General features: G+C 33.8%; 19 protein-coding genes, 1 tRNA gene and 3 rRNA genes. 18 read left to right on the top strand and 5 right to left on the bottom strand.

Features of this window, described 5'->3' with window-relative positions; all coding sequences use genetic code 11:
• The first annotated feature begins 22 nt into the window (after positions 1–22).
• From galU to ccoS, 15 genes are all read left to right on the top strand, one after another.
• The gene (gene galU / locus MOV42_RS10745; RefSeq protein WP_324171177.1) at positions 23–865 is read left to right on the top strand and encodes a UTP--glucose-1-phosphate uridylyltransferase GalU; all 843 of its coding nucleotides are present in this window, start codon (positions 23–25) and stop codon (positions 863–865) included.
• 3 nt (positions 866–868) lie between these two features.
• Positions 869–1438, top strand: coding sequence for an aminodeoxychorismate/anthranilate synthase component II (locus MOV42_RS10740; RefSeq protein ID WP_324171176.1), 570 nt, complete (start codon positions 869–871; stop codon positions 1436–1438).
• Complete coding sequence (locus tag MOV42_RS10735; RefSeq protein ID WP_324171175.1) at positions 1435–2628, top strand: hypothetical protein; 1194 nt, start codon at positions 1435–1437, stop codon at positions 2626–2628. The genes MOV42_RS10740 and MOV42_RS10735 overlap by 4 nt, the downstream gene beginning before the upstream one ends.
• Before the next feature lie 88 nt (positions 2629–2716).
• Entirely contained in the window at positions 2717–4048 is a 1332-nt protein-coding gene (locus MOV42_RS10730; RefSeq protein ID WP_324171174.1) for an ATP citrate lyase citrate-binding domain-containing protein, read from the top strand.
• Between the two features lie 10 nt (positions 4049–4058).
• Positions 4059–5873 carry a citrate/2-methylcitrate synthase gene (locus MOV42_RS10725; protein WP_324171173.1) on the top strand — a complete coding sequence of 605 codons (1815 nt, stop codon included), beginning with the start codon at positions 4059–4061 and terminating at the stop codon, positions 5871–5873.
• A 73-nt stretch (positions 5874–5946) separates the two neighbouring features.
• Positions 5947–6630 carry a type II secretion system protein gene (locus MOV42_RS10720; RefSeq protein ID WP_324171172.1) on the top strand — a complete coding sequence of 228 codons (684 nt, stop codon included), beginning with the start codon at positions 5947–5949 and terminating at the stop codon, positions 6628–6630.
• Positions 6631–7058: 428 nt separating this feature from the next.
• Positions 7059–8578 (top strand): 16S ribosomal RNA (locus MOV42_RS10715).
• 124 nt (positions 8579–8702) lie between these two features.
• A tRNA-Ala gene (locus MOV42_RS10710) sits at positions 8703–8778 on the top strand.
• Between the two features lie 277 nt (positions 8779–9055).
• Positions 9056–11963 (top strand): 23S ribosomal RNA (locus tag MOV42_RS10705).
• A gap of 289 nt (positions 11964–12252) precedes the next feature.
• A 5S ribosomal RNA gene (gene rrf, locus MOV42_RS10700) occupies positions 12253–12368 on the top strand.
• Together the 16S, 23S and 5S rRNA genes with 1 tRNA gene alongside form the textbook arrangement of a ribosomal RNA operon.
• 122 nt (positions 12369–12490) lie before the next feature.
• Positions 12491–13078, top strand: a complete 588-nt coding sequence (gmhA, locus tag MOV42_RS10695; RefSeq protein ID WP_324171171.1) for a D-sedoheptulose 7-phosphate isomerase — start codon at positions 12491–12493, stop codon at positions 13076–13078.
• Positions 13079–13606, top strand: coding sequence for a D-glycero-beta-D-manno-heptose 1,7-bisphosphate 7-phosphatase (gene gmhB, locus MOV42_RS10690; protein ID WP_324171170.1), 528 nt, complete (start codon positions 13079–13081; stop codon positions 13604–13606).
• A complete protein-coding gene (locus tag MOV42_RS10685) occupies positions 13593–14078 on the top strand; it encodes an asparaginase domain-containing protein (RefSeq protein WP_324171169.1) in 486 nt (161 codons plus the stop codon). Before gmhB ends, MOV42_RS10685 begins: the two co-directional genes overlap by 14 nt.
• 1 nt (position 14079) lies before the next feature.
• The gene (locus MOV42_RS10680) at positions 14080–16470 is read left to right on the top strand and encodes a heavy metal translocating P-type ATPase (RefSeq protein ID WP_416385455.1); all 2391 of its coding nucleotides are present in this window, start codon (positions 14080–14082) and stop codon (positions 16468–16470) included.
• Between the two features lie 3 nt (positions 16471–16473).
• Positions 16474–16689 (top strand): cbb3-type cytochrome oxidase assembly protein CcoS, encoded by a 216-nt coding sequence (gene ccoS, locus MOV42_RS10675; RefSeq protein ID WP_324171167.1) that lies wholly within the window; start codon positions 16474–16476, stop codon positions 16687–16689.
• Between the two features lie 33 nt (positions 16690–16722).
• Here ccoS and MOV42_RS10670 read toward each other — a convergent pair whose 3' ends face one another.
• A complete protein-coding gene (locus MOV42_RS10670; RefSeq protein WP_324171166.1) occupies positions 16723–17010 on the bottom strand; it encodes a cytochrome C in 288 nt (95 codons plus the stop codon).
• 154 nt (positions 17011–17164) lie between these two features.
• Positions 17165–17452, bottom strand: coding sequence for a cytochrome C (locus MOV42_RS10665; RefSeq protein WP_324171165.1), 288 nt, complete (start codon positions 17450–17452; stop codon positions 17165–17167).
• A 110-nt stretch (positions 17453–17562) separates the two neighbouring features.
• Here MOV42_RS10665 and rfaD point away from each other — a divergent pair, with 110 nt between their 5' ends.
• The 3 genes from rfaD to MOV42_RS10650 are packed head-to-tail and all read left to right on the top strand — an operon-like array spanning position 17563 to position 20587.
• A complete protein-coding gene (gene rfaD, locus MOV42_RS10660) occupies positions 17563–18570 on the top strand; it encodes an ADP-glyceromanno-heptose 6-epimerase (RefSeq protein ID WP_324171164.1) in 1008 nt (335 codons plus the stop codon).
• On the top strand, positions 18570–19994 hold the full coding sequence (gene rfaE1 / locus MOV42_RS10655; RefSeq protein WP_324171163.1) for a D-glycero-beta-D-manno-heptose-7-phosphate kinase: 1425 nt from the start codon (positions 18570–18572) through the stop codon (positions 19992–19994). The genes rfaD and rfaE1 overlap by 1 nt, the downstream gene beginning before the upstream one ends.
• On the top strand, positions 19994–20587 hold the full coding sequence (locus MOV42_RS10650) for a YfaZ family outer membrane protein (protein ID WP_324171162.1): 594 nt from the start codon (positions 19994–19996) through the stop codon (positions 20585–20587). The genes rfaE1 and MOV42_RS10650 overlap by 1 nt, the downstream gene beginning before the upstream one ends.
• Before the next feature lie 11 nt (positions 20588–20598).
• On the opposite strand, the gene waaF is transcribed toward MOV42_RS10650, so the two are convergent.
• Genes waaF through MOV42_RS10635 form a run of 3 tightly spaced genes read right to left on the bottom strand, consistent with a single transcriptional unit; the run spans position 20599 to position 24177 of the window.
• Positions 20599–21606 (bottom strand): lipopolysaccharide heptosyltransferase II, encoded by a 1008-nt coding sequence (gene waaF, locus MOV42_RS10645; RefSeq protein ID WP_324173023.1) that lies wholly within the window; start codon positions 21604–21606, stop codon positions 20599–20601.
• The gene (locus tag MOV42_RS10640) at positions 21603–23516 is read right to left on the bottom strand and encodes an LTA synthase family protein (RefSeq protein WP_324171161.1); all 1914 of its coding nucleotides are present in this window, start codon (positions 23514–23516) and stop codon (positions 21603–21605) included. Before MOV42_RS10640 ends, waaF begins: the two co-directional genes overlap by 4 nt.
• Positions 23509–24177 carry a phosphatase PAP2 family protein gene (locus MOV42_RS10635; RefSeq protein ID WP_324171160.1) on the bottom strand — a complete coding sequence of 223 codons (669 nt, stop codon included), beginning with the start codon at positions 24175–24177 and terminating at the stop codon, positions 23509–23511. The genes MOV42_RS10640 and MOV42_RS10635 overlap by 8 nt, the downstream gene beginning before the upstream one ends.
• Positions 24178–24179 lie beyond the last annotated feature (2 nt).

Raw genomic sequence — 24179 nt, 5'->3', positions numbered from 1 at the left:
TTAAAATTTTACAAGGTTTGAAATGTCAAATAATATAATAATAAAAAAATGTCTCTTCCCGGCAGCTGGATATGGAACAAGATTTTTACCTGCAACAAAAGCTATACCAAAAGAGATGCTACCTGTTTTAACAAAGCCACTACTTCAGTATGGTGTAGAAGAGGCGATTAGCGCAGATATTGAAACAATGGCAATTGTGACAGGGCGTGGGAAAAGAGCTATTGAAGATCATTTTGACATATCTTATGAACTTGAACACCAAATAAAGGGAACACCAAAAGAACATTATTTGACAGAGATTCGTGATGTAATTACAAATTGTACTTTTTCATATACTAGACAGATAGAGATGAAAGGTTTGGGTCACGCAATTGCTTGTGGTGAAACTCTTATAGGGAATGAGCCATTTGCTGTTATATTAGCAGATGATTTATGTGACAATGAAGGTGGCGAATCAGTGCTTAGTCAAATGCTTAAACTATATGAAAAATATAAGTGTAGTATTGTGGCAGTTGAAGAAATTCCAACTCATGACTCAAATAAATATGGCGTGATTGCTGGAGAATTTATAGAAGATAATATAATCAGAGTTAGTGATATGGTAGAAAAACCAGAGCCAAAGGATGCTCCATCTAACTTAGCGATTATAGGAAGGTATATACTGACTCCTGATATTTTTGAAATTTTAAAAGAAACAAAAGCTGGTCGTGGTGGAGAGATACAAATCACAGATGCACTTCTTACACAAGCAAAGCAAGGTAATGTTATTGCTTATAAATTTAAAGGTAAAAGATTTGATTGTGGTAGCGTAGATGGCTTTGTAGAAGCTACAAACTATTTTTATCAAAAAAGCGCTAATGGATAAAATATGATTTTAATGATAGATAATTATGATAGTTTTACTTATAATATAGTTCAATATTGCAGAGAATTAGGTGCTGATTTAAAAATAATAAGAAATGATGAAATGAGTGTTCAAGAGATTGAAAAACTTTCTCCACAAAAGATTATAATATCGCCTGGTCCGGCATCTCCTGATGAAGCAGGTATTACATTAGAAGTTATTGATTATTTTAAAGATAAATTACCAATTCTTGGGATTTGTTTGGGACATCAAAGTATTGCTCAGGTTTTTGGTGGAGATGTCATTCGTGCTACAAATATGATGCATGGTAAAACATCAACTATGAATATAGTTAGTCAATGCAAAATTTTTAAAAATTTACCACAAAAGTTCGTAGCAACAAGATACCATTCCCTCATAGTAGATAAAGAGTCACTTCCAAACAAGATAGAACCAATTATTTATAGTGAAGATGATAATGAAATAATGGCAATAAAAATAAAAGATAAAGATATATATGGCGTACAGTTTCATCCAGAGTCAATTATGAGTGAGTACGGTCATGAAATAATAGGAAATTTTTTAAAATTATGAGGTATAGATACATCTTATTCTTAATATTAGGAATAGATGCATTAGTCCTTTTGTCACAAACTTCATCTTTATCCATTTCATATAATGAATCTATTATTTTATATGGTGATTTTTCTTTTTTACAATTTATTATAAAATCTTCCATACAACTTTTTGGACAAAATGATTTTGCTTTAAGATTTCCTATGATTGTGTTACATATATTAAGTGCTTTTCTCTTATATGAAATATCAAATAAATATTTAAAAGATGATAGAAGCAGACTATGGCTAGTTTTAGTCTTTGTTCTTCTTCCAGGGGTTATAAGTTCTGCTATTATTGTAGATGGTGCTGGATTGTTGATATTTGGTTTACTACTTTTTGTGTACGCGTATGAGCATTTTTCAAAAACATGTATCTACATCATACTGAGTACTTATGCAGTTATTGATGGAGGATTTTTATATTTATTCTTATCATTAGCAGTTTATTCTATATATACTTCACAAAAACAATTTTTCTTATTTAATATATTTGCATTTTTCACATCTATATTTATTTATGGAGTTGAGGCAAGAGGTGTAGCAAAAGGTCATTTTTTAGATTCTATTGCAGTTTATGCAGCTATATTTACACCGATAATATTTATATATATCTTTTATATTTTATATAGAAAATATTTAACAAAAGAGATAGATATGCTATGGTTTATCTCTTCAATAGCTTTTATAATATCTCTTTTACTATCTTTTAGACAAAGAATAGAACTAGAGCATTTTGCTCCATATTTAATAATTGCACTTCCATTAGCTGGACAAACATTTTATCATTCTTATAGAGTTAGGTTAAGAGTTTTTAGAACTAAGTACAAACTTGCTTTTGTTGTTTCACTAATATTATTAGTATCAAATTCATTAGTAGTTTTTTTTAATAAAGAGCTATATTTGGTCTTAGAAAAACCACAACAACATTTTGCTTACAATATGCATATTGCAAAAGAATTAGCAGAGATATTAAAAGCTAAAGGAATAAACTGTATTTCTGCAAATAAAAAAATATCAAGTAGATTAAGATTCTATGGTGTAACTAATTGTAACGACTATAAACTTTTTGAAAATAGAATAAAAGATAATAAAAAGAGTAATGTAACAATAAGTTACAAAAATAAGCTTATATATAAGGCTAATGTTTCGAAAAGTAACTCTGATTAAACTTAATTAAATTAAATTCCTATAAAGTAACTTTATTTTATAATATGTGATAAAATTATTACAAATATAAAAAAAGAGGGAGTTTCAAATGGCTCAAAAAGCGATACGCGAATATGACGGTAAAGCACTTTTTTCTAAACAATGGGAAAAGTATTTTAGTGGTTTCCATTATGGATTTAAATCAGTTTTAGTTTCTAGTGGAAAAGAACTTTTAGCAAAAGCTGAAGAACATGGTTTTGAGTGGTTAAAACAAGAAACTTTAGTAGCAAAACCAGATATGCTTTTTGGAAAAAGAGGTAAAAATGACTTAGTTCTTTTTAAAGATAAGAAAGTTGGTGATGTTACTTTAGCAGTAGCAGCTACATGGATAGATGAAAAAATATCACATACGACTACTCTTCTTACAGGACAACATGGAACTCTTACTCACTTTATAGTAGAGCCATTTATTCCCCACACTCAAGAACAAGAGTACTATATTTGTGCAACTTGTGTAGATGAAGATGATGTTTTATATATGTCAGCTGAAGGTGGTATGGAAGTTGAAGATGGCTGGGACGATAAAGTAAATCAAGTTATTATTCCTATTGATATGAGTGATGCAGATATGGAACATGCTATTAAAGCAAATATTCCGTCTGAAATTCCTCCTAATTCTAAAGACTGTTTTACAGCATTTGCTATTTCATTTTTTCATTTTTATAGAGATATGAATTTTGCTTATTTGGAAATAAATCCAATAGTAATGTTAAAAGATAATAATACTGCAATCCTTGACTTAGTTTCCAAACTTGATGATACTGCAGGTTTTATGATGAAAGATGCTTGGGGAGATATTGAGTACCCAACTCCATTTGGTATGGAAGACCAAACAGTAGAAGAAAAAGCTATTGCGGTGGCAGATAGTAAATCAGGAGCTTCATTAAAGCTTACTATTTTAAATCCTATGGGTAGAGTTTGGACTATGGTTGCTGGTGGTGGAGCATCTGTTGTTTATGCTGATACTATTGCAGACTTTGCAGAAGCAAATGGCGGAAGTGTTGCAGATTTAGCCAATTATGGAGAGTATTCTGGTGGACCAACAACTAGTGAAACAAAATTTTATGCTGATACTGTTATTGATTTAATGACTAGACACAAAGATCCACAAGGGCAAGATAAGATTTTAATTATTGGTGGAGCTATAGCAAACTTTACTGATGTTGCAAAAACTTTTACAGGTATTATTCAATCATTTGAAGAAAATCATGAAAGAATGAAAGAACATAATACAAAAATATATGTTCGTCGAGGTGGACCAAATTATGAGATAGGTCTTAAAAATATTAAAGAAGCAGCAGATAGACTAGGTTTAAACATAGAAGTTTATGGACCACAAACACATGTTACTGACATTGTTAGAATGGCATTAGAGAAGTAGGAGGATTAAGATGACACAATTATTTACAAAAGAAACACAAGCAATTTTTTTCAATAACAATAAAACGGCAATACAAAGAATGCTAGATTATGATTACACAATTAACAGACAAACACCATCTGTTGCAGCAATAGTTGCTCCAACAAGTGCCAATAAATTTGAGAGATTTTTTATGGGTTCTGATGAAGTTATGATTCCTCTTTTTAAAACAACTGCAGATGCGAAAAATACATATCCTAGTGCAGATGTTCTTTTAAATTTTGGTTCTTTTAGAACGGCTTATGATGTGACGATGGATGCTATGGATATAGGTGGATTTTCTACTATTATGATTACAGCAGAGGGAATACCAGAACGACTAGCAAGAAAGATGAACAATAGAGCAAGAACACAAGGTGTGAATGTAATTGGACCAGCAACAGTTGGTGCGATATCTCCTGGTGCATTCAAAATAGCAAATATTGGTGGGACAATTGAGAATATTATTAATTCAAAACTACATCGTGCAGGATCATGTGGACTAGTAACTCGTTCTGGTGGTTTATTTAATGAACTTGGAAATATTATTAGTATCAATGCTGATGGAATTGCTGAAGGTGTTGCAATTGGTGGTGATAGATTTGTTGGTTCAGTTTTTATAGACAACTTGCTAAGAATGGAGAAAAATCCTGAAGTTAAATATACAGTACTTCTTGGAGAAGTTGGTGGAACTGAAGAATATAAAATAATAGAAGCTATCAAAGATGGACGAATTAAAAAACCTATGATAGGTTGGTGCATTGGTACTATTGCTAAACATTTTAGTAGTGGTGTTCAGTTCGGTCATGCAGGAGCTAGTGCAAATGCAGATGCAGAAACTGCTGCTACAAAAAATAAAGCAATGGCAGAAGTTGGCATCTATGTTCCTAAATCATTTAATGATTTACCAGCAATGATAAACAAAGTTTATGAAGAGTTAAAGGCAAATGGTACGATAGAAGAAATTGTTGAACAAGAACTAAAAACAATTCCAAAAACACGAAGAAGTAAGGAGTTTATTTGTACTATTTCTGATGATAGAGGAGATGAGTGTACTTACGCAGGTTTCCCAATATCAAGTGTTGCTACTCCAGAAACTGGCAAAGGTATAGGTGATGTTATTTCACTTTTATGGTTTAAAAAACAGTACCCAACATGGGCAACTCAGTTTATAGAAACGGTTATGAAAACTGTTGCTGACCATGGTCCAGCAGTTTCAGGTGCACATAATGCAAAAGTTACAGCAAGAGCTGGAAAGTCAGTTGTTGAGTCATTAGTTACAGGTTTATTAACAATCGGTCCTAGATTTGGTGGAGCGATAGATGGAGCTGCTAAATATTTTAAACATGCTGATGATAATAACCTTTCACCTGCCGAATTTTTAAACTATATGAAAAAAGAAGGAGTTCCAATTCCAGGAATCGGTCATAGAATAAAATCTCTTAAAAATCCAGATTTAAGAGTTGAAGGCTTGAAAAAATTTGCAAAAGACTATTTTCCTTCTACCCCGTTGTTGGATTATGCATTAACAGTTGAGCAATTAACAACATCAAAAAAAGAGAATTTAATTCTTAATGTAGATGGGACAATCGGAATATTAATGGTTGATATGTGGAGAGCATTAAACTATCCAGAGTTTGAAATAGATGAATTTGTAGAATCAGGTACATTAAATTCATTTTTTATAGTAGGAAGAAGTATTGGTTTTATTGGACATATATTAGATGAAAAAAGACTTGCAATGCCAATGTATAGACATCCAATGGATGATATTTTTTATGATGTACAAGAAGCAGAAGAAGTATAAAATAGCACAAAGGTTCTATTATTAAACTTTTTTTGTTATACTTTAAAAAGAATTATATTTTTTGGAGTTTACTGTGAAAAAAGCATTTACAATGTTAGAGTTAATTTTTGTACTAATAGTAATAGGTGTTTTAGCTGCAGTAATATCTCCACAAATGAAATCTACAAAACTTAGAGAAGCTGCTATACAAGTTGTTTCTCATATCAGGTACACTCAGCATCTAGCTATGGTTGATGATAAATATGGTGATAATAGTGCTGGTGCAAATGATTGGTATAAGAAGCGATGGCAAATTGTCTTTGGTGCCTCTGGTGCTGCAATAGGGGCAAATGGAAAAATTGCATATTCTATTTTTTCAGATGATGGATCAGATTCAAGAGAATATTCAAAACCAAATTTAAATGAACTTGCTTTGAGCCCACTTAGTAGTGATAAGTATCTAAGTGGAGGATATGCTGGTATATTAGATACAGATGATGCAAGAGCAAGCAGTAAAATGAATATAGGGGCATCCTATAGTATAAGTAAAGTTTTATTTACTGGTGGATGTGCCTCAGCAAGGGTTAAACGACTTTCTTTTGACCATTTAGGGCGACCATTAAGAGGCACATTTACTTCGTATAATAAACCTTATATAAAGACAGCTACAGTAGGGCTTATTCAAACAACATGCAATATAATTCTAAGAAACTCAGAAGGCGATGTAACAATAGCAATAGAGCCAGAAACAGGCTATGCATATATAGTTAAAAGTTAATTTTTAATTAACTTTTTTAAATCCTATAATTCAATCAAATCTTAAGAACCACCTAAGCAACACTTGTCTATAATTCCCATCCACAAACACAGAGACCTAATGTTTAGGCTTACGGGAGACTTCGATAGGAGTTAACCAAAAGATGTTTGAGATCATTGAAAACTAAGCAAGTAATAGACTTAATAATAACTATTAAGTTGGAAGTATTACTTAGAAATAACTAATATAACAACAACCGTCTATTCTATTAGTTACCAGATATAACTTAGGTTATGTTTGGTTCCCAAATAGTAATAGATACTATACAGAAAAGTCGTAACTAATACTTTAAGCAGTAGTTAGTTTAGACTATAAAACAATAAGCCAATGAATTTTAATTCTTGGGCAAAAGATCAGTAATACTTAGCAATAAGTACTTTACATAATTAATTATGGAGAGTTTGATCCTGGCTCAGAGTGAACGCTGGCGGCGTGCTTAACACATGCAAGTCGAACGGTAACAGAAGTAGCTTGCTACTTGCTGACGAGTGGCGCACGGGTGAGTAATATATAGTTAATCTGCCTCGAAGATTGGGATAGCCATTGGAAACGATGATTAATACCAAATAATCCTTCTCTACATAAGTAGAGTTGGTAAACGTTTTTTCGCTTCGAGATGAGACTATATCCCATCAGTTAGTTGGTAGTGTAAGAGACTACCAAGGCAATGACGGGTAGCGGGTTTGAGAGGATGATCCGCCACACTGGTACTGAGACACGGACCAGACTCCTACGGGAGGCAGCAGTGAGGAATATTGCACAATGGGGGAAACCCTGATGCAGCAACGCCGCGTGGAGGATGACGCATTTCGGTGTGTAAACTCCTTTTATATGTCAAGAAAATGACGGTAGCATATGAATAAGCACCGGCTAACTCCGTGCCAGCAGCCGCGGTAATACGGAGGGTGCAAGCGTTACTCGGAATCACTGGGCGTAAAGGACGCGTAGGCGGGTTGGTAAGTCAGATGTGAAATCCTACAGCTTAACTGTAGAACTGCATTTGAAACTACTAACCTAGAGTATGGGAGGGGGAGATGGAATTAGTGGTGTAGGGGTAAAATCCGTAGATATCACTAGGAATACCGAAAGCGAAGGCGATCTCCTGGAACATTACTGACGCTAAGGCGTGAAAGCGTGGGGAGCAAACGGGATTAGATACCCCGGTAGTCCACGCCCTAAACGATGAACACTAGTCGTCGGGATGCTTGTCATCTCGGTGATGCACTTAACAGATTAAGTGTTCCGCCTGGGGAGTACGGTCGCAAGATTAAAACTCAAAGGAATAGACGGGGACCCGCACAAGTGGTGGAGCATGTGGTTTAATTCGAAGATACGCGAAGAACCTTACCTAGCCTTGACATTGATTGAACTCAGTAGAGATACAGAGGTGCCCTTCGGGGAGCATGAAAACAGGTGCTGCACGGCTGTCGTCAGCTCGTGTCGTGAGATGTTGGGTTAAGTCCCGCAACGAGCGCAACCCTCGTCCTTAGTTGCCAGCAGGTTAAGCTGGGCACTCTAAGGAGACTGCCTTCGCAAGAAGGAGGAAGGTGAGGACGACGTCAAGTCATCATGGCCCTTACGGCTAGGGCTACACACGTGCTACAATGGGGCGTACAGAGAGTTGCGATACCGCGAGGTGGAGCTAATCTCTTAAAGCGTCTCTCAGTTCGGATTGGAGTCTGCAACTCGACTCCATGAAGCTGGAATCACTAGTAATCGTAGATCAGCAATGCTACGGTGAATACGTTCCCGGGTCTTGTACTCACCGCCCGTCACACCATGGGAGTTGATTTCACCCGAAATTGGGAAGCTAACCTTCGGGAGGCTACCACTTACGGTGGAATTAGCGACTGGGGTGAAGTCGTAACAAGGTAACCGTAGGAGAACCTGCGGTTGGATCACCTCCTTTCTAGAGTAAAGAAGAATCATTCGTTTGATTACTTCATACAAAAAGAAAATCTCACAGTTGTTATTAATGTTTATTACTTGCTTAGTTTTCAGTGATCTTTGTTTTTACAAAAGATTACAAAAGTGGGGGATTAGCTCAGCTGGGAGAGCGTCTGCCTTGCACGTAGAAGGTCAACAGTTCGATCCTGTTATTCTCCACCATTTTTGGAAAACATATTAAAAAGAAACCTAATAAAAGAACTAAAGAGATTTAGCTTTTTTATTAGACTTCTATTTATATTAGTCTTGTTCATTAAATTATAATTGTTAAAGTCAACATATAATAATAAGAAACATATCGTATATTAAATTATAAGATAAGTAAATTATTAATTATAAACTAAATAACTACAATAAACAAATTACTAACTTGATTAGTTAAAATATCAGTAATGGTATTAGTACATTAACCAAGGTAGTGAACGCAAATTAGAATAATAAAAAAGATATTAAGGGCCATAGGTGGATGCCTTGGCTAGTAGAGGCGATGAAAGACGTATTAGGCTGCGAAAAGCCTCGGGGAGCTGCCAAAGAGCTTTGATCCGGGGATTTCTGAATGGGGCGACCCAGCATGGAGCGATTCATGTTATCTATATTTATATAGAGGCGAACTCAGGGAAGTGAAACATCTCAGTACCTGAAGGAATAGAAATCAAACGAGATTCCCAAAGTAGCGGCGAGCGAAATGGGAATAGGGCACTTAGTGATAATATAGATGTTAGCAGAACACTTTGGAAAGAGTGAGCATAGAGGGTGATACTCCCGTAAGCGAAAACATTTATATGGTACTAGACTAAGGAACGAGTAGGTCGGGACACGTGTTATCTTGACTGAATATGGGGGGACCACCCTCCAACCCTAAATACTACTACTAGACCGATAGCGAACAAGTACCGTGAGGGAAAGGTGAAAAGGACCGCGGTGAGCGGAGTGAAATAGAACCTGAAACCTATGGCTTACAATCATTCGGAGCACTATTGAATTACTTTTGTAATACAAGTGTGACGGACTGCCTTTTGCATAATGAGCCTGCGAGTTGTGGTATCTAGCAAGGTTAACCTAACGGGGAGCCGTAGCGAAAGCGAGTCTTAATAGGGCGACATAGTTAGATGCTGCAGACCCGAAACTAAGTGATCTATCCATGAGCAGGTTGAAGCTGGTGTAAGAGCCAGTGGAGGACCGAACCCGTACAGGTTGAAAACTGTTGGGATGACTTGTGGATAGGGGTGAAAGGCCAATCAAACTTAGTGATAGCTGGTTCTCTCCGAAATATATTTAGGTATAGCCTCGAGCATTAGCATACAGGGGTAGAGCACTGACAGGGCTAGGGCTGCTTACCGCGGTACCAAACCCTATCAAACTCCGAATACTGTATGTGTAACCTCGGGAGTCAGGCGTAGGGTGATAAAATCCTATGTCGAGAGGGGAACAACCCAGACTAACAGCTAAGGTCCCAAAGTTTTATCTAAGTGGAAAAGGATGTAGAGTTGCTGTGACAACCAGGAGGTTGGCTTAGAAGCAGCCACCCTTTAAAGAAAGCGTAACAGCTCACTGGTCTAGCGATTCTGCGCCGAAAATATAACGGGGCTAAGATAAACACCGAAGCTTTAGATTTGGTATAACTACCAAGTGGTAGGAGAGCGTTCCATTCAGCGCTGAAGGTACACCGGTAAGGAGTGCTGGAGCGGATGGAAGTGAGCATGCAGGCATGAGTAGCGAGAAAAGGGATGAGAATTCCCTTCGCCGTAAACCCAAGGTTTCCTACGCGATGCTCGTCATCGTAGGGTTAGTCGGGACCTAAGTCGAGTCCGAAAGGGGTAGACGATGGCAAATCGGTTAATATTCCGATACCGACATTACATCATTTGAGTGATGGGGGGACGCATAGAGTTAAACGAGGTCACCGATGGAAGTGTGGCTCGAAGGAAGTAGGTTGAAGAGTAGGCAAATCCGCTCTTCATGAAACCGAGATCTTACAGGCAGTTCAATCTCTTCGGAGAGCGAACTGAATCGTTGATACTGTCGTGCCGAGAAAAGCCTCTAAACGAGATGTAATGTTGCCCGTACCGTAAACCAACACAGGTGGGTGAGATGAGTATTCTAAGGCGCGTGGAAGAACCATTGTTAAGGAACTCTGCAAACTAGCACCGTATCTTCGGTATAAGGTGTGCCAGAGAGGTTATGGGATTTACTCCCAAAAGCTTCTCATGGTCGCAGCAAAGTGTCCCTCCCGACTGTTTACCAAAAACACAGCACTCTGCTAACTCGTAAGAGGATGTATAGGGTGTGACGCCTGCCCGGTGCTTGAATGTTAAAAGGATTGCTTAGCTTTGCGAAGGCATGAATTGAAGCACAAGTAAACGGCGGCCGTAACTATAACGGTCCTAAGGTAGCGAAATTCCTTGTCGGTTAAATACCGACCTGCATGAATGGCGTAACGAGATGGGAGCTGTCTCAACAATGGATCCAGTGAAATTGTAGTGGAGGTGAAAATTCCTCCTACCCGCGGAAAGACGGAAAGACCCCGTGCACCTTTACTATAGCTTGACACTGCTATTGGGATATTCATGTGCAGGATAGGTGGGAGCCATTGATTCTAGGACGCCAGTTTTAGATGAGGCAATCTTGAGATACCACCCTTGAATATTCTGATAGCTAACTCGGTACGATTATCTCGTGCGAGGACAATGTCTGGTGGGTAGTTTGACTGGGGCGGTCGCCTCCTAAAGAGTAACGGAGGCTTACAAAGGTTAGCTCAGAGGGGTTGGAAATCCCTCGTAGAGTATAATGGCATAAGCTAGCCTGACTGTAAGACATACAAGTCGAGCAGAGTCGAAAGACGGTCATAGTGATCCGGTGGTTCTGTGTGGAAGGGCCATCGCTCAAAGGATAAAAGGTACGCCGGGGATAACAGGCTGATCTCCCCCAAGAGCTCACATCGACGGGGAGGTTTGGCACCTCGATGTCGGCTCATCGCATCCTGGGGCTGGAGCAGGTCCCAAGGGTATGGCTGTTCGCCATTTAAAGCGGTACGCGAGCTGGGTTCAGAACGTCGTGAGACAGTTCGGTCCCTATCTTCCGTGGGCGTAGGAGAGTTGAAGAGAGCTGACCCTAGTACGAGAGGACCGGGTTGGACGTACCACTGGTGCACCAGTTGTTCTGCCAAGAGCATCGCTGGGTAGCTACGTACGGATGAGATAACCGCTGAAAGCATCTAAGCGGGAAGCCAACTCTAAGATGAACTCTCCCTGAAGATCGCAGTAAGACTAACTGCTTGATAGGCTGGATGTGTACGCAGAGTAATCTGTTTAGCTGACCAGTACTAATAGATCGTTTGTCTTTTTTAACCATTTCTTTAATTAGAAATACAATTCGTTCACTACCTTGTTTAGTGTATTTACATAGTTATTTAGTTCTTTGGAGATGTAAACATATAGGCAGTTTTAACTGTTTGTCTTGTTTTACAGAGGTCACAGCTTTAATATTTAATTGCTTTGCAACAAAATATTCAACCAATGACCCCGATTATCTACTAAGATGGTGTTGACTTTAGCAATTAATATTTAATGAGTACTCACTCATATTGACTCATACAGTCACATATAAACATACTTAGGTATCTTTATATGTGATTGTCTAGGTGGCTATAGAGAGAGGGAAACGCCTGGTCCCATTCCGAACCCAGAAGCTAAGCCTCTCATCGCTGATAATACTGCAGATTGCATCTGTGGAAATGTAGGTCGCTGCCTAGTTGATTATTTCTTTTTTAATCTATTAATCTTTTATTTATCTCTTTTCAATTAAAATATTTTATTATAGCCTGATATTGTATTAATATTATGGTATTATTTTGTATATTATTTTAGGTGTGTTTATGAAAAATTATATACAAAATCAAATCAAAAAATCCTATGAAACAAAGATTGCTATTTATGAAAATGAAGATCTTATAAATAAAATATTAGAAGTTTCACAACTTTGTGTAGAACTCTATAGAGGTTCTAATAAAACTATATTGGCTGGTAATGGTGGAAGTGCTGCAGATGCACAGCATATAGCAGCTGAACTTGTTGGTAGATATGGCTTCGATAGACCTTCTATCCCCTCTTTAGCACTTACAACAGACACTTCAAATTTAACTGCTATTGGTAATGATTACGGTTATGATAAAGTTTTTTCTCGCCAATTAGAAGGTATGGGACAAAGTGGTGATATTTTTATAGGTATTTCAACCTCTGGTAACTCCTTAAATATCATTAATGCTTTTAAAGTTGCTAAAGATAAAAATATTATAACTGTAGCTTTAACTGGTAGAGATGGCGGAGAAATGGCAAAGATGGCAGATTATTCAATAATTATTCCATCTGATTCTACTCCTCGTATTCAAGAATCTCATATATTAATTGGGCATATAATATGTGATATTATTGAAAAAGAGATATTTGGTGAAGGCGTTAATTAATTGCAAAAGAATAAAGCACTTTTTCTTGATCGCGATGGTGTAATAAATATTGAAAAAGATTATTTACATAAAATAGAAGATTTTGAGTTTATAGATGGAATATTTGATCTTTGTAATTATTATCAAGACTTAGGCTATATAATTGTTATTGTTACAAATCAATCTGGAATAGCAAGAAATTACTATGATAAAAATGATTTTAATAAACTTACTTCTTGGATGATAAATGAGTTTTTAAAAAAAGAAATAAAAATAAAAAAAGTTTATTATTGCCCTCATCATCCTGATATATCAGGAGTATGTAATTGTAGAAAGCCAAAAGCTGGAATGTTAATAGAAGCATATAATGATTTTGATATAGATTTAAAAAATTCAATTCTTGTTGGCGATAAGGAAAGAGATATATTAGCTGGTATTAATGCGGGTTTAATTACTACATATCTGTTTGATGAAAGCGCTTCTATTACAACTTCAAAAGCAACAAAAATTGTTTCAAAATTAAAGGATATATATAGTGTTAATACTTAATAGTGGCGGGACATTTAATAAAAGATATAATTTATTTAATGGTGAATTGGAAGTTCCTTTTGATAACCATGCAATTGAAAGAATTTTGCAAAGTGTTGAGTTTAAATATGATTTAGCAGGTATTGTATATAAAGACAGCTTAGAGATGAATATTGATGATAGAAAAATGTTAGCAAGTATTATTATGGAGTCTAAGGATGATATTTTTATTATTATTCATGGAACAGATACTATGAGTATTAGTGCTGAATTTTTATCTGAAATATTTAAAGATAGAAAGATTATCTTAACTGGGGCGATGAAGCCTTTTGAAATAGATAAGATAGAATCAAGTTTGAATTTAGGTTTAGCTATAGGTTTTGCAAAAGCAACACTAGAAAATGGTGTTTATATATGTATGAGTGGTATGATTGAACCATATGAAAAAATAATTAAAAATACTAACTTAGGAATATTTGAACTTGTCAAATAGTATTTCATGTAGTCATTGTCATCTTAAATTTGATAAATCAGTAATGATAATAGAAGGAAATAATTATTTTTGCTGTAATGGATGTAAAGGAGTTTTTAATCTTTTAAATGATGAAGGATTAGAAACTTTTTATGAAAAAAGTGGAAATACAATCCTTACTCCACCGTCTATTAAGTATGATGACTCTTTTAGCTTTGATACAGATTCATTTAGAGATTCATTTGTAGAAAAAGATAAGGATGGCTTTAGTCAGGTTTCCTTAATAATTGAGGGTATACATTGTTCAGCATGTGTTTGGCTTAATGAAAAAGCTTTACATAAAATGGATGGAGTTATAGAAGCAAATATTAATTTTACAAATAATAAAGCAAAAATTGTCTGGGTAGATGATATTGTAAAATTATCACAAATTATAGATATGATTCGCTCTATAGGTTACAATGCATTTGCTTATGATGCGTCTATTGGAGAACTTCATGCAAATAAAGAAAGAAAATCATATTACTTAAAAATGGCTGTTGCCATCTTTGCATCTATGAATATTATGTGGATTGCAGTTGCTCAATATGCAGGATATTTTACAGGTATAACTCAAGATATTAAAACAATACTCAATGTAGCTGAAGGAATTTTAGCAACTCCAGTTTTATTTTTTAGTGGTTGGGTATTTTTTAGGGGAGCATACTATGGACTAAAAAATAAAGTCGTAAATATGGATTTGTTGGTAGCAACAGGTGCACTTTTTACTTATATTTATTCTATATACATAACAATAATGCAAAATGGAGAAGCCTATTTTGATTCTGTAAGTATGATTATTACCTTTGTTTTAATAGGAAAATTTTTAGAAATTTTAAGTAAAAAAAATGTAGCGGATACCCTTGATATTATTGGTAAACATATTCCAAGTGAAGTAAATATTATTTTAGAAGACAAGATTGTAAGTATTAAATTAGAAGATGTAAAAGTTGGTGATATAGTTGTTGTTAAGTCTGGAGAGAAAATTTTACTTGATGGTAAAATTATAAAGGGAGAAGGTTCTTTTGATGAGTCAAATTTAACAGGAGAGAGTGAACCAGTAGAAAAAAAATTGGGAGAAAGTGTTATAAGTGGAACTACAAGTATAGATGCTGATGTCCATTTTATTGCAACTAAAGATTTTAAACATTCTACTTTATCAAATCTAGTTACACTTTTAGAAGAGGCCATAAATACAAAACCAAAAATTCAGCAAATGGCAAATCGATTATCAGAGCACTTCTCATCTATGATATTGGCTCTTTCATTTTTGACATTTTGTCTTTGGTTTTATTTAGGTAATGGTTTTGAGATGTCTTTTATGATAGGAATTTCTGTAATTGTTATAGCTTGTCCTTGTGCTTTAGCTTTAGCAACACCAGTTGCGACTCTTGTTGGATTAAGTTTAGCAACTAAAAAAGGAATACTTTTTAAAGAAGCCTTGCAGCTAGAAACAATGGCTAAAGTTGATACTTTGGTTATTGATAAGACAGGAACAATAACAGTGGGCAAGCCAGAAGTAGTTAATGTACATATTTATGAAGATTTTGATACGGGATTGCTTTATTCCTTAACTAGAGCATCTAAGCATCCCATAGCATCTGGCATACATACTTATTTAAAAGAAAAAGATGAAAATTTACAAGAAATTATTTTTGATGAACTATCTCAAATACCTGCTTTAGGCATTAAAGCGAAATATAGAACAACAGAAGTTTTTGGTGGAAATTTAAAATTATTAGAACAAAATAATATTAGTATAGATTTCAGCAGTGATAACAGCTTATTTTATTATGTAGTAAATAACAAAGTAGTTGCCATATATGAACTAAGTGATATGATTAAAGATGATGCATTAGAGCTTGTAAAAAATTTACAAAAGATAAATATTAGAACTATTATGCTAACTGGAGATAATAGATTTAGTGCCCAAAAGATTGCTAAAAAAGTTGGAATAAAAGATTTTAAATATGATCAAAGTCCAGAAGATAAATCAAATTATATTAGTTTATTGCACAAAGAGAATAAAAAAGTTGTTATGGTTGGAGATGGGGTGAATGATATATTGGCTTTAGCAAAAGCTGATATTGGTATTGCTATGGGAAGTGGTAGTGATATAGCAGTAGAAATAGGAGATGTTGTTTTGTTGAATAATTCATTAAAATCACTTCATGATGCTTTTAGAATTAGTCGCACAACATTTGGACTGATAAAACAAAACTTGTTTATATCTTTAGCATATAATGCTATTACGATACCATTAGCGATGGCTGGCTATGTTATTCCTTTAGTTGCAGCTATTTCTATGTCTGTTAGTTCACTGCTTGTTGTTGGTAATTCTATGAGGATAAAATATAAATATAAAAAGGTTTAATTAATGGATAGTTGGATAATTGCTATGATGCTAGGAGTTTCTTTATTTTTAGGAGCGATTGCATTGTTTGGATTTTTATGGGCAGTAAGAAATGGTCAATTTGATGATGAAAAAAAGTTTCTAAATGCTGCAAAATTTGATGGTGAAGAAGAACTTAACGATGCTCAAAAACAAGAGGAAAAAAAAGAAAGATTAAAGAATAACTATAGACCAGAGTAAACTGCCCAAAATGGACAGACTACTTAAGTAACATTATTTACCAATAGTTTGTGCAAAAGCTTCTAAATCAGCGTCAGAGTATCTTGCCACTTGAGCTTTCATAACAGCTTTCATCGTTCCACCAAAAGTTCCAGCTTTGTAACCTTTTAATGCAGTAGCAATTTCGCTATGTGATAAATTTGCAACAATTTTAGATTTACCTAATGCGTGTTTTTCAAAATTTTTACCATGACAAGCTACACATGCTGCTCCATTTACTGCAGCGATAGAAGCTGATGAAAGAGTTAAAATAGCTATTGTCGCGATTACTGATTTTTTCATTTATTTTCCTTAAATATTTTTATGAATAAATTATAGTAGCATGCTACTTAAGGGTATGTTAAGTTTTTGAGAGTGTAGTTTTATTAAATTTAATTATAGGTTTATGAGAGGAAGAATGAAGTATGCCACCCTGCTAAAGGGCGACTTAAATAGCTTATTTACCGATAGTTTGTGAAAAAGCGTCTAAATCAGCGTCAGAATATTTTAGAACTTGACCCTTCATAAGACCTTTCATTGCTCCACCGTATGTACCAGCTTTGTAACCTTTTAATGCGTCAGCAATTTCAGTATGAGTCATAATAGCAACATTTTTAGATTTACCTAGAGCTTTTTTACTCCAGTCAGCACCATGACAAGAAGTACATGCTTTTGCATTTACTGCTGCCATTGAAGCTGTTGCTAGTGCTAAAGTTGCGATTGAAGCGATTACGATTTTTTTCATTTGATTTCCTTAAGATTAATTTTCGAAACAATTATAGTGATTTGCGTCTTAAATACATGTTAATGAATAATAGTGTATGATTTTATAAATTAAAAATAATAGGAATTATAATGAAATATATAGAAAATGATTTGAAAGGAAAAACAATTTTAATCACGGGTGGAGCGGGTTTTATAGGTTCAAATTTAGCTTTTTATTTTCAAAATAATCATCCTTTTGCAAAAGTTGTTGTTTTAGATAGTTTTAGAAGTGGAAAAATGTTATCAAATGGTAATTTAAAAAGTTTTGGACATTTTAAAAATCTTCTTGGCTTTCGTGGTGAAATAATAAGTGGCGATATTAATGATAAAGACTTACTTCTTGATTTAGAAATAAACTATAAATTTGACTATATTTTTCATGAAGCAGCAATATCAGATACAACAGCACTTGAGCAAGATTTAATGATAAAAACAAATGTAAATGCATATAAAGATTTACTAGAAATTGCACTAAGACATGATGCAAACCTGATTTATGCTTCTTCAGCCGCTACTTATGGAAATGCAAAATCTCCTCAAAGAGTAGGAAGAGAATCTCCTCAAAATGTATATGGTTTTTCTAAGTTGAGCATGGATAATATAAGTAGAGAATATATAAAAACTAGTGATATATCAATAGTTGGATTGAGATATTTTAATGTTTACGGAAGTGGAGAATACTTTAAAGATAAAACAGCATCTATGGTTTTACAATTTGGACATCAGCTTTTAGCAGGAAAAAAACCTCGTCTTTTTGTTGATAGTGATAAAATACTTAGAGATTTTATATATATAGAAGATATTATACAAGCGAATATAAAAGCTATGAATCCAAATGAAAGTGGAATTTATAATGTAGGTACTGGAAAAGCTAGAAGTTTTCAAGATATTGTAAATATATTACAACGAGAATTAGGTACAACTTTAGAATGTGAGTACATAGAAAATCCTTTTGTTGGAAGTTATCAGTTTCATACCCAAGCAGATATATCAACAACTAAAGAAGCACTCGGTTATAAACCAGAGTTTGAAATGGAAGATGCTATTAAAGACTATGTAAAAGAGATTAAAAGGTTATACGAAGAAGAAGTCAAATAATGCAAATTTTAAAGAATTTTACACCAAAAATATTAGTTATTGGTGATTTGATGATTGATCACTATTTATGGGGAAGTTGTGAAAGAATTTCTCCAGAAGCACCAGTTCAAGTTGTAGATATTTCTAAAGAAACTACAGTTCTAGGTGGAGCAGGAAATGTTATAAATAATCTAAACGCATTAGGCGCAGATGTTAGCGTGGCAAGTGTAATAGGAGATGATAATAATGGATTAGAACTAAAAGAGATGTTAAATGAAATTAATATTGATAGTAGAAATTTAATAATACAAAACAGTAGAAAAACATCTAAAAAAAGTCGTATTATTGCAGTTAGTCAACAAATTTTAAGATATGACAAAGAAAGTAAAAATGAAATAACTCAAGACTCTGTTGAAAAAATACTAAACTCAATTACTAATAATATATCATCTTATGATGCTATTGTCCTTTCTGATTATGGTAAAGGAGTTTTAACTACTGCTTTATGTCAAGGAGTTATAGCCCTTGCAAAAAAAGATAATATTAAAGTTTTAGTAGACCCTAAAGGGAGTGATTTTTCAAAATATAAAGGTGCATATCTTTTAACACCAAATAAAAAAGAGGCAATTCTTTCAACAAATATAAATATTGATGATGAACTTTCTTTAGAAAAGGCACTACTTAAGTTAAAGAATGATATAAATCTTGATATCTCTCTAATAACTCTATCAGAAGATGGAATAGCGACTTATGATAAGAAAGTTGAAAAATTTCCAACTGTAGCAAAAGAAGTATTTGATGTAACAGGTGCAGGTGATACAGTAATAGCATCTATAGCTTTTTCTCTTAGTGCAGGTAAAAGTATACAAGATAGCGCATCATTTGCAAACTTGGCAGCTGGTGTTGTTGTTGGTAAAATTGGTTCCGCGACAGTAACCCTTGATGAAATCGAAGAGTATGAAGCATCATTACATAAAAGTACCTCAGACGCACATATAAAAAGTTTTAGTGATATAGAAAATATAGTTAATCGTTTCAAAAAGAATGGAAAAAAAGTTGTGTTTACAAATGGATGTTTTGATATTTTGCATGTTGGACATGTTAAGTATTTGCAAATTGCAAAAAGTTTCGGAGATATATTGATAGTTGGACTAAACTCTGATGAATCAGTTTCTAGGTTAAAAGGACCAACTCGCCCAATAAATATGGTACATGACAGAGCATACTTATTAGCAGCATTAGAGGCTGTTGATTTTGTTGTTCCATTTGAAGAAGATACTCCTTCTGATTTGATAAAAATGATTGCTCCAGATACCTTGGTTAAGGGTGGGGACTACAAAGGAAAAGAGGTTGTTGGAACCGAATTTGCTAGTGAGTTAAAACTTGTTGACTTCGTAGATGGAAAAAGTACGACAAAAACAATTCAAAAAATACAAGGACAGTAATGCTTAAAAAAATTGGATTATTGGCACTTTGTGCTGCATCTGCTTTTGCGATGCACACAGTAGAGCTTAATATAAATGATAAAGATTTGGAGTTTGGTGTAAAAATTGATATGGGTCAATTTAATGAGGCGGCAGACCCAGATACAGTTTTTGTTGGGGCAAAGTTACTTCATGGTAGTAAAGAAAATAGTGATGCATCTAGTAATCGTAGTTTAAATGATTACTATGAGTTTAATTTTTTGATGCAAAGAAAAGTTAAAGCTACCGATCTTGTAATTGGTCTTGGTGTAAAACTTAATGGAACAAAAAATTATAATTCATTTCCTTTAGGAGCAGAAGCTAGTTATAAACTTCCTTTTGGTGAGAAAATGCCTCTATTTTTAAACGGCAGTATTTACTATTCACCTGAAGTTTTATCAATGCAAGATGCAAAAAACTTTTTAGAGTACCGTGTTGGTCTTGATTTGGAAGTCATAAAAAATGGAAGTGTTACTCTTGGGTACAGAACTATTGATACAAACTATGTAAAAGAGAAAGGTGGAGATTTAAATTACAATAAATCAGTTCATATGGGATTTAAATTCGCATTTTAATGTTACCCCACTTAGGCTTTAACCACGAGGGTATCGGTATTTAGTGCCAGATTTACAGCTTCTGTGACTTCAGAAGCTGTAATACTTTTCATACACTCATGATGCTCTAGCGGACACTCTCGTTTCATGCATGGTGAACAAGCCATTTCATGTCTTACAATATTGCTTTTATCATTCATCCATTGTGAAGTTTCTTTATATCTTGTTGGCCCAAAAATTGAAACTGTTGGAACTCTATAAGCAGCAGCAATATGCATAGGTCCACTATCATTTGTAATAAATAGTGAGCACCCACCTATGTTTGCACATAGTTCTTTAATAGTTGTTTTTCCAGCAAGGTTAATATAGTTATCAACATCTAAATTTTTTAAATTTGATTCTATCTCAAAAGCCATCTCTATTTCATTAGGTCCACCAAAAATAATAATATTATAAAGATGAGAAAAATCTTTTGCTACTTGAGCAAATCGTTCAGGATACCATCGTTTTGCACTGCCATAAGTTGCACCGGCATTTATGCCAAGAGTTGGTTTCTCAAACTTTACTGGTTGTATATATAGTTTTAACTTAGATATATTTTCATCATAGGCATCTGTATCAATCATGGCAAGCTGAGAATATTGTTTTACTAGATGTTGTTTGGTGCTGATCTTTGGAGTATGTGAAAGTAAAAATCTTGAATGCCATGACTCTTTAGCAATGCAGATAACGGTTGATGTAAATCTTAAAAGCAAAGATGAATGAAGCTGATTCCTAAAAGTTACAGCAAGATTAAACTCCCCTAATTCATGCGCAAGTTTATATGTGTTTATATATCTATTTCCAGAGTCTTTGGTTTTATCTACTATTGCTCTTTTGCAGAGTGGATGATGTTTAAGTGCTTGGATGCTAGCATAACTTCCAACAAATGTGAACTCAACATTGTGATAATACTTACTTAGAAGTTCGATAGCAGGAGTTGCCATAATAGCATCTCCTAACCAATTTGGTAATATTACCAATATCTTGCAAGATATCATTTTGTCCACCTATTTTTTTCTAGTAGTTGTGCCTCAGTAGTATCTATGCTAAAGAGAAGTTTTTTCATCTTTTTTGTTTGCGTATCATTTGAGGATGTTTCTACTATATTTTTAAAATTGTATTTTATATATCCTTCATCTGTTATGAGTCCAATGAGATTTCCTGCAAAAAAATAAACGAATCTTTTACCTATATTTTCATCAAATAGTGAGCTTCCCATAGTAGTTATATTAGCTTTAAAACCTAGCATATCAACAATTGTGGGAAATATATCATTATGCGAACCTAATATTTTAATCTCTTTTACTTTAAAAATCTTAGGGGCGTATATGATAAGAGGAATCCTAAAATGCTCAATAGATGCAAGAGCTTTATCATTAGGTCGATATTTTCTTGCGATAGGATTTAAAGCATTTCCACTTCCATGATCTGATGTGAATATAAAAATTGTTCTATCAAACCAAGGCTCATTTTTAACACCTTCCATAAAACGACGAATGGAATCATCAGCGTATATAAAAGCATTTAAAGAGCCATTGTAATTTTTTAAATCATGTGGATATCTTTCAAACTTTTTACTTGGTAAATGAAAATCTGAGTGAGTTGAAGATGTAAAAGCGAAACCTAAAAATGGTTCTTTCATTGTGTTTAGTTTTTTATGGTAAAAATCAAGCATATTAAAATCATATGTTCCAGTTAGGGGTTTTCTTCCTTCATCAACTTCTTCAACATTTGGCATGTCCTGTGCACCGTAATACTCATCAAATCCAGCTAAAGCACTAACAGCATCTACTCGGTAAGAGCGTCTATTTCCTGCTTGCATAGAGATAGTAGAATAGCCATTTTCTTTTGCTACCCCACCTATGTAACTTAAGTTTGATAGTTCTAAACCTTTTCCTAAGTATTGTGCTCCTGCTGGTATAGTAACTCCTGTAAACATTGAAGTGATTCCAAATATAGAGCGATAACCATTTGAGTAAAAAGAGGTAAATTTCAAACCTTCATTACTTAGTTTTTTAAAGTAAGGAGTAACATTTAATTCTTTATAATATGTAAATCCATCTATATGTTCAGCTCCAAAAGATTCTAAAAGGACTATTACAACATTATATTTTTCTTTATTTTTAAATGAATATTGTCTCATTAAAGGGTATTGTTTATCAATAAATGGAGCATTTGGTGTTTTTAATAATTCTTGTGTAACTTCAATAGCTTCATGATAATCAATAAGGTCATGTTTTATGGTTTTTTTCGCAGTTCTATAAATTGTAAAAAAACCATTTAAGGCTAAGTTACCACTACTCACTTTATTTACAGCATATGCGTCACTGCTTCCAAAACTTTTTCCACCAAAGTTATTTCTTATACCAATAAATAGAACTAATATAGATAATACAGTTAATATAAGAAGATATTTTCCAGAAATAAAACTAGTTAACTTTACTGAAAATAGTTTAAATACTAAATATAAGAATAAGATGCTTATAAGAGTTGCCCCTAATGTATAGTGCAACATAGAACCAAATGCCATACCGACAATAATATCTGTATCATCAGCGAGATTAAAAATTTCATTTGAAATATGTCTATGAATATAGTCATAATATAAAACATCACTAAAGCTGATAACAAAAATAGTGTTTAATATAAAAGCCCACAGTAGTGCAATTTTTGATCGTAATTTGGAGTTTTTTATAAATAGAAGTATTAAAATAAATATAGAAGAAAAAGTAAAAATTGTAATCATATCTACTCGAAAACCCATTAAAAGTGAAGCGAAAAATTCACTTGTTGAAAGGTCACTAAAATCATCTATATAAAAGTTATAAAGGGTAAGTCGTATAGCCATTAAAACTACAAAACTAAATACTAAGAGAGATAGTATTTGAGTAAATTGATTTTTATTCAATTACAGAATCCTCTTTAAAAACTAATTTATAAATAATATGAGTTGAGATATAAACTATAAAAAAAGAAGTTACAACATCACTGAAAAAGTGTCCACCTGCCGACATCCTCGCGATGCTTACAAAAACACCATAACTAATAGCTATATTAATCCACATTTTTCTTCTCTTGTGTGCAAGAAGAGCGAAACCAATTAAACTAAATGCTGCAGCAGAATGACCTGATGAAAAAGAGTATCCGTTTTGATCACTCATAATAAAAGCAGGAGTAAATTCTTTTTGTCCTCCAAAGTTAATAGTTTGTGCTGGTCTCGCTCTACCCCAATTTTCTTTTAGCGTAGTATTTACTATAAGAACAGGAGCAATAGTTAAAAACAATACAATATATAAAAGAACTTTAGAATTAATATTTAAAATATTTTTTTTCTTAAAATGATTATAGGAGAAAATACCAATAGTAGTTAAAACGAAAAATATAATGATAGGTTTAACAGAATAGTAAAACAACTCTTCAAAAAAAGTTCCATTCATGAAAAATGACTTACCGTCATAAAACATAGATGCAATAAATAAGTCAATTTGTGGAAAAAAGATAAAAATTAATGCTGAGATTAAAAAAGAAATCCAGATATAGATGCTGACATTTAAATATTTTTTATTCATGA

The organism is Sulfurimonas sp. (assembly GCF_029027405.1).
Classification (GTDB): Bacteria; Campylobacterota; Campylobacteria; order Campylobacterales; family Sulfurimonadaceae; genus Sulfurimonas.
This window is presented reverse-complemented; position numbering and strand designations above follow the sequence as displayed.